This window comes from Oceanispirochaeta sp. (assembly GCF_027859075.1).
In the GTDB taxonomy this organism is placed as follows: domain Bacteria; phylum Spirochaetota; class Spirochaetia; order DSM-2461; family DSM-2461; genus Oceanispirochaeta.
Genome location: NZ_JAQIBL010000097.1, coordinates 1 through 13,403 on the forward strand (window position 1 = coordinate 1; position 13,403 = coordinate 13,403).

Below are 13,403 nucleotides of genomic sequence, written 5' to 3' on the forward strand. Positions count from 1 at the left end.
TATTTATAGAATGTGGTGTGATTTCAATTTCAGAATTATTGAAATCAGTACTCTCAATCATTTTAGGAAAAACATCATTTATTTCAATATCATTATATGATTCAGTTGATTTTCCGGACAATGTTTGTATTTCAAAACGTTTTGGTTTACTTCTATTAATAAAATCTAATGAAATAGGATGCGCTTTTTTAGAATCTTTATTTATTGCTGATATGGATATTTTTTTATCATCCTTTGATGTGACGACAATATCTAGAGCTTCAACAATTTCAATATTTCCTTCTTTATTAACAACTTCAAAAGTTGGCATATCATTTGAAAATGAATCTAAAACTGTATCGCCAAGATTATTAACAAATAAATCAAAGACATAGTATGTTGATCTAAGGATAATCCCTTTATCATGTGTAAAAATACATCCTCTTGTATTAACGATTGGTGCAAAATTTGCCATCCCAACAGTATTGCAATAGCGAAGACACATATTCAAAAATGAAGCTGTAAAAACCGCATCTGCCATTGTATACTTGGAATTGTCATCATTTAAATCTCTCGGATGTAGATATACTTCAGGATCATTTGATTGTTGTATTAAATGAGTATTGGGATGGTACCATCCTCTTAGATTCCATTCATCAAAAGATATTCGAATTTTATTTTCCAATCCAAGAGCACATAAAATCCCTTCAACTTTTTTAACTTTATCATCTAAATGGTTGGTAAAGGCCATACACTGATCATAACTCGCATAGTCATTATCATTATGAATTTTATCCCAATAATCGTGAATAGATATCCATTTAAGCCTTTTTCCACTGCTTTTTAGTAAATTTATATTCCATTCAATATCATCAAGAGCGGCTGCGGAGAGTTCAACTGAAGGATCAACCCGATTAATCATTTTTGCAGATTCATTTACCAAACGTCCCCATTCATTTGCAGACTTAGCGCCTATTTCCCAATCTCCATAATTTTCATTACCAATGCTCCAATATTTAACGTTATGAGGCTTTTCACTACCATTAGCAATTCTATATTTAGAATATTTTCCCATATTTTCAAGATTGCAATACTCAACCCAATTGCTCATTTCCTCTGAAGAACCTGTTCCCGCGTTAGTACAGATGTATGGTTCGCATCCAACTTTCTTACAAAAATTAATAAATTCATCTGTACCAAATGTATTAGGTTCTTCAACTCTCCATGCTTTATCATAAGTTGGTGTCCTTTTAGGCCCAACCGCATCTTCCCAATGATGAGCAGAGACAAAGCATCCACCAGGCCATCTTATAATTGGAACCTGGATTTTTTTCATCGCGTTGATTACATCCACACGCAACCCATCTGAATCTGATAATGGATTTTCAGGATCATAAAGACCACCATATATTTGACGATGAAAATTTTCAATAAAATGCCCATAAATCATAGGATCACGTTTTCCAATAATACGATTAGAATTAATATGCAATTTCATTTTCAACTCCTGAATTTTATTCTTTGATGGCAGCTGCAGCCAGACTTTGCAGAATGTATCTATGCAGAAAAAAATAGATAATAAAAGTAGGGATAATTGCAATTATAGTTGATGCAAATGTGGGTCCCTATTCTCGCCTACCCATTTGTTCAAGAAAATTATTTAAACCTAACCGGAGTGGTTTTCATTTTAGATTTTGATATAAATGTATTTGCGTATGTAAATTTGCACATTCCGGTGAAAACTGCCACCCATACCAGTTTTTCCTGCTACCTAAGTCACATTTCTCAACCGCTGTTTTATTTAATCCCAGGTGGTAGCTTGAGTCAAGTTTTTTTTTGTGTATTCTCTTTCTTACAGACTCCCGTACTGATATTAATATACGAAGACTAATTCATGTAGAAAATGTTGCATCTTTACGGTACATCGGGCCTGTCTGACAGAGCTGAAACGAACGTCTTTATTTAAGAATCTTTTTTTTATGTTCATCGAAAATCTCACGAGTCAAAGGGATGAGGAATATAATACAGGCTATAAAAAAAATAACACTGCCTGTAATCGAAACATAGTCTTTACTTCTTATACCACTGATCAGGTACAAAACTGCGCATAGTAGGAATAAAAACCATCCACTTAATTGATATTTATGACTGGCTTTCAAATGAATCTCCTCTTAATCTTAATAGAACTAAATAAAAACAATACCACAAGATGACTGCCGAGAAAAAGACATGAACCTAAAATGATGTCTTTCTGAAACTCTCAACTATCCAAATAACGCTTAAGAAAGTCATAAGCCATAGCACCGGATATCTGATGATCTCCCTCAAAAATATCATGATGTAAACGATCTTCAGCATCGAATATTTTGTATAATTTCCTGATCTGTTCAACAGATTCCCTGACAGCATTTATTGGAAATATTGTGTCTTCAGTTCCCGATTCCAGCAGCAATGCCCGGGGAGCGATAGTGGCGAAAATATTGTACATTTCTCCCATAGAAGTTAGAACTCCAGGTATGTAATTATCAATACAGTGATATATATCCATAATTGATTGTTTATATGTGCAGGCATAACCACTGCAAACACAAGCAATAATACGCTCATCTACAACAGAAAGAAACGCAGAAACAAGCCCCCCTCCGGATATTCCCATAGAACCTATTTTTTGAGGCTCAACCATAGAAAGACCCTGCAGAAAATCAACTGTCCGCATTGCCTGGTAAACCCTTAATCCTGCCATGTTCAGTCCGTGAAGTAATGAACTGGTAGAATATCTGTAACAGGAATTACCTTCTTGTTCATTAAAGGAAATTTTTGTTTCAGAGCGCATATCCCCAAATCCTATTAATTCAGGTACAGCCACAATAAAGCCTCTTTTGCAGATTTCAATAGCAAAATTTTTCTGATATCCTGGATCTGCAGTCCCTCTATCGGTTCCATCCTCAAGTAAACCACAAATATCCGCACAGCCGTAACCATGACCGGACAGGGCAATAACTCCAGGTACAGGTGACTGAATTCCTGCCGGAATAAGAACATAAACGGGCTGTATCAAATCTTCACAAATCGTAATTTCATAGCGCTGTAGTGTATAATCTTCATACTTCCTTTCAACCATTATAGATCTGGCAGAAAGATCACTTGCTTTAAATGGAATTGAATTAATGCCGAGGATCCCTGCAAATTTTTCTCTTTGATCTAATTTGTATTTTTTTGCGTCACTTAAACTGAAATCAGCAAAATCATGCTGTGGAATATTTTCATACATTTTTTGAAAAAACAGGGATGGTGAATGGCTGTAAGACATAGAAACTCCTTATATTTTGCATCCCCCCGAAATAGTAGAAACTCAATTTGCTTAAAAGTTAAGTTCTTTCTGATATAGGGAATTCCTCATTTTGTGTACGATTTAGTCTCTTGAATTAATTCAGGAACTAAATTTTATGATTAAAGACCGAATTGTATTTGTTATAGTATTCCAAAATATTTCATAATAATATACTTGATTGGAATAATAAATGGTACCTAAAAAATCTGATGCCAATAACGATGTCCTTATTATATAAACCCAAAAGCCAGAGAGGTATTTCCCTCTGGAAATCCTTCTATAGATTTATGTGGACGTAGATTATTATATTATTCCACTCTTTGATTGACAAATTCTCTACAGCTACTTCTGGTAGAGAATCTAATTCAAGATATTGCAGGAGAAGGCTCTGTCCTGGTCTACAACATGTCTTATGAAAAGGGGATATTAAAGAATCTGGCGGCTCAATATCCTCAATATGCAGAATCTCTGAATGAGATTAAAGAGAGGATTGTTGATGACGCTATGGATGCAATTGAGAAAGACAATCCTTCTCTTAAGAATGTACTTCCTAAAGTTTTTGCTCGTGGAAACCTCGATCCCACCAGTCTTGGTTCCCTGATAGACATGATTGGTAATATTGCTTTTGGGGATGCGAAAGCCAGAAGTGCAGATCTCTTGGGCCATGTTTTTGAGTACTTTCTTGGTGAGTTTGCTCTTGCTGAAGGTAAAAAAGGGGGACAATTTTATACACCCCGTTCGGTAGTTGAGATGCTTGTTGAGATGCTCCAACCATAGAAAGGACGTGTATTAGACCCCTGTTGTGGTTCAGGTGGTATGTTTGTTCAATCTGAGAAATTTGTCGCAGACCATAAATAGAAAGGTCAACGATCTTTCTATTTATGGTCAGGAGAGTAATCAGACAACCTGGCGTCTGGCTAAGATGAATCTCGTCATCCGAGGAATCGATAGCTCACAGGATAATGTGGAAATCAACAGATCTTTATGATTTACCCTTGAAAGAATAAAGACTGAATTCAGCATTGAATCATCAGTTCCTTTTATTCTGTTATATTCCATAAGGAAGTAATTATGGACACCTTAGTAGACACGGCCAAACAACGTTTCGGCATAGACTACCTATTCCCCTACCAGAGGCTGGTCATCACCAACATCCTCCGCCGCTCGGGATACTTCGGCGAGGAAGAGCAGTCCGAGGCCCCAATCCATCAGGTTGTGCTCTTGCCCACAGGAGCAGGCAAGAGCCTCTGCTTTATGCTGCCCGCCTGTCTGCTGGAAGGTCTTACGATAGTCGTTTTTCCCCTTCTGGGACTGATGGCGGATCAGCTGAGGCGTGTGAAAGAGGCTGGTCTCACGGGGGCAGTCCTCAAAGGCGGCATGAGTTCCCAGGAAAAAGCCGAACTATGTGGAGGGCTGGAATCAGGAGAAACAACAATGCTCCTGAGCAATCCGGAAATGCTGATCCTCCCGGAGGTCAGAGAAAAACTGAAACATGTAAAAATAGTCCATCTGGTCCTGGATGAGGCCCATACCATCCCCGAGTGGGGAGAGACATTCCGGCCGGCCTGCCTGGAACTGGGAAAGATCCTTCCCGAACTGGCACCCGAGCAGATCACCGCCTTTACAGCCACCGCCTCTCCCCAGATTCTGGAGAAAATCAAATCCATCCTGTTTACAGGGCTGAACTTCAATCTGGTGATGGCCAACCCGGACAGAGTGAATATCCATTATGAGGTATTGCCGGTTTTATCCAGAATGAAAACTTTGACCGAATTGATTCCCAGGATTAGACGACCGGCCATCATCTTCTGCTCCAGCCGAAGGCAGACTGAGCAATGCGCCCTCTACCTCCGTCAGAGACTGGATGATCAGGAGATCCGTTTTTACCATGCAGGACTTACAAAAGAACTGCGTCAGGAATTGGAAGAATGGTTTTTTCATTCTGATAATGGAATTCTGGCGGCCACCTGCGCCTACGGTCTGGGCATGGATAAATCGAACATCAGAACGGTCATCCATTACAGCCTCCCCTCCTCCGTGGAAGCCTATCTGCAGGAGTCTGGACGGGCCGGGCGGGACAGGCAGCCCTGCCGGGCTATTCTGCTGTATCATCCTGAAGATAAACATAAAGAGGATAAGAATCCCCGGGTCGACCTCCGGGATCGCTATGAAAAACTTCTAGCCTTTGCCGAGGATTCACAGACCTGCCGGAGGGAAAGCCTTTTATCCATACTGGAAGCTGAACCGGAAGATTGTGACAGCTGTGATGTGTGCCGGGGAGAGGTCATTCTGAAAGATCCGGTGGAGGATTTAATCATAGAAATCATTGGAATCTTCCGAAAGCATTTTACTCCTAAGATGCTGGCGAATTTCCTTTTAGGACGCTACAGTCGGGAAATCCGGCAGGGGCGGTATGATAGATCGTCAGGATTCGGCAGTCTGTCCTCCTGGAATCCGGATGATGTGAAGGATACGATTCATGGTCTTATTTCTGCAGATAAAGTCAGACAGCTTATCAGAGGAATCTTGAAAGGGAAATTAACGGACAGATAATAGTCACATCAGAAAGTCAGTGGACGTTACTGTAATATCCATACCGCCATATTTTGATCACCACAAATATAAAAGTATTGAACTAATGTTGTTTTCCCGACAGAATTCTGTAACTTGTATTCCATTCTCTGCCTTTTTTTCTCAACTATTTATTTCAGGGTCAAATACCATAGATCTTCGATCGCCTGCCTGAAATTATCGTTATGCTGTGACTTTTGTGATATTATCATTTGTTCAGGAGTTTATATATGATGATTACAGGTGGAAACGATCAGTTGAATGACCTGATCAAGCTCTCTTTTTTGACAGAACTGGGCAAAGAGATCAGTTCCTGTAAGACGGTTCACGAGACAATGAATGCTGTTATGAATCACGTGGGAATAATATTTGCCCCGTCATACTGGTCTCTCCTACTCAGGAACCCCAAGACCGGAGATTTGAAATTCGAGGTCGTTGTTGGAAGCGGTGTTGAAAACATGAAGGGGATGACACTCCCCTGTGGTCAGGGAATAGCCGGCTGGATTGCTGAAAACGGTGAGGCACTAATTATCGAGGATGTAGAGCGGGACAAGCGTTTCTTTTCAGAAATGGATAAGCTGAACCAGTTTAAAACAGAATCCATCATCGGGGTTCCCCTCAAAAATGGGAAAAAAGTATTTGGTGTGATTGAGCTGATCAATAAAATTGATGGAAAGCCTTTCAGCCCCCTGGAACTGCAGCTTCTGAAGACGATTGCTGACTTTGCAGGGATTGCCATCGAAAAAGCCTATTATATGCGAGCCCTTCAGCGTATTGCCACAATAGATTCCCTGACTGGTCTGAACAATCGACGCTGCTTTGACATGAATTATCAGAAGGAATCAGATAGAGAAAAACGGACTGGCCGGGCCTTTTCTGTGATGATGATTGACATTGACGGGTTTAAGCGGGTCAATGATGTTCATGGACATAAAGAAGGAGACCGGGTACTGATTCAAGTCGCGGATCTACTCCGCAAGCATTTAAGGGCTGCTGATCTACCCTGTCGTTATGGCGGGGATGAGTTTGCCATTCTATTACCCGACACATTGCTGACTGCTGCGGAACAGCTGAAAAACCGTCTGCTCTTACATTTATCGGAGATGAATAAAGAGAAGACTATCCAAATCGGACTCAGCATAGGAGTTCATGAATCCGATGGAAGCAGCCTGAAAGAGATGCTCCATATGGCGGATATAAAAATGTATAGAGAAAAAAACAGAAAATCAGAAATGACAATATCCGACATGACTGAGAACCTAGAAATGGTGATTGAGTCGGAAAATCAGGAGGATTTTCCGCAATAACTCACGGCATGTTCTGGTCCTTTGAAGCCACCAGCAGTTCATACCATTCATCCCTGGTCAGTTCAACTTTGAAAGCATCCATAGCCTTTTTAATTCGCTCGGGGGTTTTGCTGCCGATCACAGGATTGATCCTGCCAGGATGTTTCATGAGCCAGGCCAGAACGATACCGTCTGCCGAGACATCTTTAGCCTCTGCCATACGATTCACAATCTCTTTTGTTTTCTTCACGGTTTCAGCTGTTTTATCATCCAGGGTCTTACCGGAAAAAATACCTCTTGCCAGAGGACTCCAGGACTGTAGGCTGACTCCGTTGAGCATGCAATATTCCAGGGTCCCGATAGGGAAATCAAGATTCTTTCCCATGGAATTATTGAATCCGACAGTATTGCAGACAAAATCGGTCTTCAAAAGACTCAGCTCCAGCTGGTTGGCCACAATTTTCCTGCCCGTATAGGCCTCAATGAGCCGAATCTGATGATGATCCATATTGGAGACTCCCAGAGCACGGATCTTTTTCTTGGAAAACAGTTCATCCATGGCTTTTTTTAATTCATCCTTTTCCATCAGTGGATCTGGCCGATGCATGAGGAGGATATCCAGATAATCCGTTCCCAATCGACTCAAGATTCCATCTACAGACTCAATGATATGGGAATAGGAATAATTAAAACGAGACCCGAAAGGAACACCGGTCAGTTGGATTCCGACCTTGGACTGGATGATTATTTTTTCTCTGATATGAGGGTTTTCTTTTAAATAATGTCCAAAAACAATTTCAGATTTGCCTGATTTATAAATATCCGCCAGATCAAAAAAAGTAAGACCGCAGTCGATGGCCGTATCCAGGGCCAATCGGCCCTCATCAATGTCTTTGGGGGTGACAGGTTTTTCATCTCCCCATTCTCCCCCCAGTCCCATGGCTCCATAAATAATGTATTGTTCGGGTAAATTTTTATTTCCAATTTTCATGATAAAATCCTTTCATATTTTTTATTGAGAGATGTAATCCCCTACCAGGCATCTGGTACAAATCAATGTAGTAAGTCTAAGCCTTTTTAGATGACTTCACACCAGAAAGTTGTCACTTCAATAATAAGGGCCGTGCTTATTCATTTTTTTTGAAATAAGAACTAGAGCCCCAGCCTGTCCCCCTGGGTATAAACATTGATCCTCAGTCCCCGGGCAAAGCCGCAGACAGTCACACCATAAGAGGAAGCCAGCTCCAGGGCTGTATCCGTGGGGGCAGACAAAGAAACAATGAGAGGGATGCCGACTTTCACCATCCGCAGCACCAGGTCGGAGGAGATCCGGCCTGAGGTGATGATCAGCCCCCGGCTTAGGTCCACTCCCCCCAGGAAGCCCTTCCCGATGACCTTATCCACCGCATTCCTGCGGCTGATGTCATCCGCCCAGAACTCAATCTGGTCCTCCCCATAGGCGGCCATATGAACGCCCCCTGTCTCGTGATACACGGAGGGCAGTTTTTGAAAGGCAGCTGTGAGAGAAAGGATGTCATCGGGAGTCCTGAGGGGCCCCGGTTGTAGGGGTATGATAGTTTCATCCAGCTCGATACGAGAGGAGGCACAGTCCACCTGATCACGCAGAGTTCTGATCTGAATGCTGCGGTCCAGGGTCACACGGCAGAGGGAACCGTCCAGCTTTATCACAGGAATTTCGGAGGGCCTCAGGTAACCTTCGGTGTAGAGGATGCCCGTCACCAGGTCGGGAAGATCCCGGTTGGTAACGGGAATCTCCGTGAGTAGCTGATCATTCAGATAGACAGAGAGCCAGCTTTCGCAGATAACCGGGTCCATCCTGGATTCGGCTCGCCCGTGGTCATAGCGGATGATGGGAAACTCTTTTTTGATCACAAGGCCAGCTTTTCCAGGTCGGCAGGGCAGTTAATATTCGAAAAACTTTCGGCCCGGATGCCCCGGGCCAGGAGTTCCTCTTCTTCCAGTACGATCCGGGGCATTCTTTCGACAACCCTCTGCAGGTGGTATTCCCCGGCATAAAAAGCCTCTTCCCAATAAGGTAGAACCGATACAGGATAGAGTCCCAGAAAGGGCTGATATTTCCCTGCAAACCTCAGGACTGTGGCCTGATCCCGGCTCCTATATTCCCACAGGAGTTCCAGAACTTTTTTATCAAAGAAGGGAATATCACAGGCTAAAAGCAGAAGCCAGTCATGGACATGGGGCATCACTGATAGAATCCCATTCAAGGGTGTCGGAACTGAACTGCCGTCCTCCAGCACAGGCACTCCCATATAGAGGTAATCAGAGGGATCTTTTGCCAGCAGATACAGCTCCTGTGTCATATTCCGTGCTCCCTCCAGGGTCCACTCCAGCAGGGTCTGTCCCTTCCAGGGAAAGAGGGCCTTGTCCCGGCCGAAGCGGCGGCTGCCCCCACCAGTGAGGATTCCGGAAGTCACATAGGGGCCTGCCTCGGCCTTCAGGTCGATCATGCCGGCTCCACCCGGCAGGCCGCCACTTTCAGCTCGGGTATTTTTGACTGGGGGTCCAGGGCATCATTGGTCAGGCGGTTCACCGGAGACTCATGAAAATGAAAGGGAAGGAAGATTACCCCCGGGGCGACCCTCTCGCTCAAGCGTGCCGGAACGGTAATCTCCCCCCGTCGGGAGGTCACTCTGAGCATCCCGCCGTCTGCTACACCCAGAGCCTTCAGATCCTCCTCACAGACTTCGGCATAGGCCTCGGGGGCAAAGGTATTCAATGCCCTGGACCGGCGGGTCATGGTGGCGGTGTGATAATGATAGAGCATCCGTCCCGTGGACAGGACGAAGGGATACTCCTTGTCGGGCCGTTCCGCCGAGGGTATAAAATCCACAGGATGAAAAAGGCCCTTCCCCCGGGAAAACCGGTCTTTATGAAGGAAGGCGGTTCCCGGATGATCCTCCGTCGGACAGGGCCATTGCAGGTCTTCCTCTTCCAGACGCTCATAGCTGATACCGCCGTATGAGGGAGTGAGGGACGCAATTTCTTTCATGATGGCAGATGCATTCTTATAGGCCATGGGATACCCCATGCGGGAGGATATTCCGGCGATGATCTGCCAGTCCGGCAGAGCCTCTCCGGGGGGACTGACGGCCCCCCGAACCCGCAGCATTCGTCGCCAGGTATTGGTGAAGGTCCCCTCCTTTTCACCATAGGCGGCGGCAGGCAGAACAACATCCGCCAGAGCGGCAGTCTCGGTCATGAAAATATCCTGCACCACCAGAAAATCCAGAGCCTTCAAAGAGGCTTCCACATGATTCAGGTTCGGATCCGAGAGCATGGGATTTTCTCCCATGATGCACAGTCCCTTCAGCAGACCATCTGAGGCGGCATTCATCATCTCCATGACGGTCAGGCCCTTCTCTTCAGGAAGCTGATCCACTGCCCAGGCTGTTTGAAATTTATGCCGGATCTCCGGATTTGTCACCTGCTGGTACCCGGGATATACATTGGGGAGTCCCCCCATATCACAGGCACCCTGAACATTATTCTGTCCCCGCAGGGGATTCACACCCGTGGATTCCCTGCCGATCTGTCCGCAGACCATGGCCAGATTGGCCAGAGACAGCACATTATCGGTTCCCGTCACATGCTGAGTAATCCCCATGGCAAAGACGATGGATGACTTTTCGGCTCCTGCATAGGCCCGTGCGGCAAGGCGGAGCTTTTCTGCCGGGATGCCCGATATATCCTCTACCAGCTCGGGAGTGAAGGGCTTCACCGCTTCTTCCAGGGCGGCAAAATTTTCCGTCCTGGATTCTATAAAGTCCCGGTCAGCCAGTCCTTCTTCCAGGATGATGTGAATCAGACCGTTGATCCAGGCCACATCTGTTCCTGATTTTTGCCGGAGCCAGAGGTAGGAACCCTGTAGCAGATCTATCTTACGGGGATCGATGACGATGATCTTCGCCCCCCGGTCCCGGGCATAGCGGATATAGGTGGCGGTAACCGGATGAGTCTCGGAGACATTGGCTCCCGTGATCAGAATACAGTCCGCCCCGGCCAGATCGCCGATGGGATTGGTCATGGCTCCCGAACCAAAGGCACGTCCCAGTCCGGCCACGGTGGGGGCATGGCAGAGCCGGGCACAGTGATCCACCGAATTAGTCCCCAAAGCCGTGCGCACAAATTTCTGAAAGACATAATTCTCTTCATTGCTGCAGCGGGCCGAAGCCAGGCCGGCCAGGGCATCCGAACCGGAATTGTCCCGAATGTGGGAGAGTCTGCGGGCCGTCAGGCTCAGAGCCTCATCCCAGGAGGCTTCCCGGAACTCTCCGTTTTCCCTGATCAGAGGCTTTGTCAGCCGTTCGGGGCTGCTCAGGAACTCATATCCAAAGCGCCCTTTCACACAGAGACGGCCTCTGTTGGGGAGTATTTCCGGACCGGCTCCCCTGACCTTCACGACCCGGTTCCCCTTGACCCAGAGGTCCATCTGACAACCGACACCGCAGTAGCCGCAGGTCGTCCGGACCTTCCGGTCGATGGTACTGATCCGGAACCGGCCGTTAACTGGTTTTTCCGTCAAGGCGGCGGTGGGACAATTCTGAACACATTCACCACAGCCGTCGCAGCTGGAATCTTTCCACTCCCGGTATTCCGGGGAGGGATAGACATCCATGCCCCGGTCCATCCAATCCAGAACAAACTTACCCTGAATTTCTGTGCAGGCCTGGATGCAGATACCACAACGGATGCATTTGCCCGGATCAAATTCCAGAACGGGAGATGAGTCGTCATATTTCAAATCCGGACGGTCATGGACAGAACCGAAGGACCGATTCGTATCCTCTCCGATCTGGTATCTGTAGGCCAGGTCCTGGAGGCTGCATTCTCCGGCCTGATGACAGATAGAACAATCATAATCATGGTCTGCCAGAATCAGTTCCAGAGTAGTGCGCCGAACCTTCTCAATCTCATCGTCAAAGGCAGTGACCACCATCCCCTCTTTTACCGGCAGGGAGCAGGCACTCTTCAGCCCGGGCAATCCCTCAATACGGACAACACACATACGGCATGTTTCCAAAGAGTGCATATGCTTCATATAACAGAGAGAGGGAATATCAAATCCATTCTCACGAGCCGCATCCAGAAGATTCCGGCCCTTTTCTACCCTTATAGTTTGACCGTTTATGCTAATATGTACAGAATCCATGAAGCCCCCTTCTATAGAGAATATCATATATAACCAGGATGTTAATCATAGAAATGATATAGAATAGAGTCAAAAAAGCAATTTGCCATAGGAACTATTTTCATGAAAAAATTCGGAATAAGCGGTCTAGTCGTTCTCTCCTTTATTGCCTTTATCTCTCTGGGACTCCCCGATGGACTCTTAGGGGTCGCCTGGCCGGGAATCAGAACTGATTTTTCACTGCCCCTGGATGCCCTGGGACTCTTACTTGTCTGTTCAACAGCCGGTTACACTCTTTCCAGTTTTTTCAGCGGCACTCTTGTCAGGCGTTTGGGTATCGGAGGTCTTCTCAGTCTGAGTTTCGCTATGACGGCAGCGGCTTTTCTGGTCTTTTCCATAACACCCCTATGGATTTTCTTTATCGGGGCGGCGGTTATGGGAGGATTGGGAGCCGGAGCCATCGATGCAGGAATCAATACCTATATTGCCCAGAATCATAGCGAACGAATGATGCAGTGGCTTCATGCCAGTTTTGGGGTAGGAATCACCATCGGTCCGGTCATCATGACACTGGGGATCACTTGGACTCAACGCTGGCAATGGGGCTATGTCGTTGTAGCGGGGGCTCAGATACTGCTGGCGGCGGCCTTCCTCATGACAAAGGGCTGGTGGAAAAATATCAGTCTGAAAGAAGAAGCCCAGCTGAGAGAAGAGGCTACTCTGGCAGAAACCATGAAAAAAGTCACCGTCTGGCTGAGCATGCTGATGTTCTTTATCTATACAGGGGTGGAACTGGGGCTGGGGCTCTGGACCTACTCTCTGCTGACCGAGTCCAGAGGAGTGGCACCAGCCGTCGCCGGGTTCATCACGGGAAGCTACTGGGGTAAGTTTACACTGGGCCGGATAATGGCAGGCTGGTACAGCCGGAAATTCTCAGTTTCTACCATGATTTATTTCAGCGTCTTTCTGGCCATCACGGGGACGGTAATGATCCTTGTTGATCTTTATAACAGTATGACCATCTTCGGCATCGGCCTGACCGGACTGGCCATTGCGCCTGTATTCC

10 protein-coding genes and 1 pseudogene are annotated in these 13,403 nt (G+C 45.8%); 5 read left to right on the forward strand and 6 right to left on the reverse strand.

The window, feature by feature from the left end; genetic code table 11:
• The coding region (locus tag PF479_RS05355; RefSeq protein WP_298003181.1) for an alpha-L-arabinofuranosidase C-terminal domain-containing protein at window positions 1-1,477 on the reverse strand (1,477 nt) is incomplete at its 3' end.
• A 762-nt stretch (window positions 1,478-2,239) separates the two neighbouring features.
• Entirely contained in the window at window positions 2,240-3,289 is a 1,050-nt protein-coding gene (locus PF479_RS05360) for an alpha/beta hydrolase family protein (protein WP_298003184.1), read from the reverse strand.
• Between the two features lie 426 nt (window positions 3,290-3,715).
• On the opposite strand from PF479_RS05360, the pseudogene PF479_RS05365 reads away from it, so the two are divergent.
• The 4 genes and pseudogenes from PF479_RS05365 (at window position 3,716) to PF479_RS05380 (ending at window position 7,188) form a co-directional block, all read left to right on the forward strand.
• A pseudogene (locus PF479_RS05365) lies at window positions 3,716-4,168 on the forward strand (N-6 DNA methylase).
• Window positions 4,131-4,298, forward strand: coding sequence for an N-6 DNA methylase (locus PF479_RS05370; protein WP_298003187.1), 168 nt, complete (start codon window positions 4,131-4,133; stop codon window positions 4,296-4,298). The pseudogene PF479_RS05365 and the gene PF479_RS05370 overlap by 38 nt, the downstream one beginning before the upstream one ends.
• A gap of 83 nt (window positions 4,299-4,381) precedes the next feature.
• Complete coding sequence (locus tag PF479_RS05375) at window positions 4,382-5,863, forward strand: RecQ family ATP-dependent DNA helicase (RefSeq protein WP_298003189.1); 1,482 nt, start codon at window positions 4,382-4,384, stop codon at window positions 5,861-5,863.
• Between the two features lie 248 nt (window positions 5,864-6,111).
• Window positions 6,112-7,188 carry a sensor domain-containing diguanylate cyclase gene (locus PF479_RS05380; protein ID WP_298003192.1) on the forward strand — a complete coding sequence of 359 codons (1,077 nt, stop codon included), beginning with the start codon at window positions 6,112-6,114 and terminating at the stop codon, window positions 7,186-7,188.
• Window position 7,189: 1 nt separating this feature from the next.
• Here PF479_RS05380 and PF479_RS05385 read toward each other — a convergent pair whose 3' ends face one another.
• From PF479_RS05385 to fdhF, 4 genes are all read right to left on the reverse strand, one after another.
• On the reverse strand, window positions 7,190-8,158 hold the full coding sequence (locus PF479_RS05385) for an aldo/keto reductase (RefSeq protein ID WP_298003194.1): 969 nt from the start codon (window positions 8,156-8,158) through the stop codon (window positions 7,190-7,192).
• A gap of 161 nt (window positions 8,159-8,319) precedes the next feature.
• Entirely contained in the window at window positions 8,320-9,060 is a 741-nt protein-coding gene (fdhD, locus tag PF479_RS05390) for a formate dehydrogenase accessory sulfurtransferase FdhD (RefSeq protein WP_298003196.1), read from the reverse strand.
• Window positions 9,057-9,656, reverse strand: a complete 600-nt coding sequence (locus tag PF479_RS05395; RefSeq protein WP_298003199.1) for a molybdenum cofactor guanylyltransferase — start codon at window positions 9,654-9,656, stop codon at window positions 9,057-9,059. Before PF479_RS05395 ends, fdhD begins: the two co-directional genes overlap by 4 nt.
• Window positions 9,653-12,358 (reverse strand): formate dehydrogenase subunit alpha, encoded by a 2,706-nt coding sequence (fdhF, locus tag PF479_RS05400; protein WP_298003202.1) that lies wholly within the window; start codon window positions 12,356-12,358, stop codon window positions 9,653-9,655. Before fdhF ends, PF479_RS05395 begins: the two co-directional genes overlap by 4 nt.
• 102 nt (window positions 12,359-12,460) lie before the next feature.
• On the opposite strand from fdhF, the gene PF479_RS05405 reads away from it, so the two are divergent.
• The coding region (locus PF479_RS05405) for a sugar MFS transporter (protein ID WP_298003205.1) at window positions 12,461-13,403 on the forward strand (943 nt) is incomplete at its 3' end.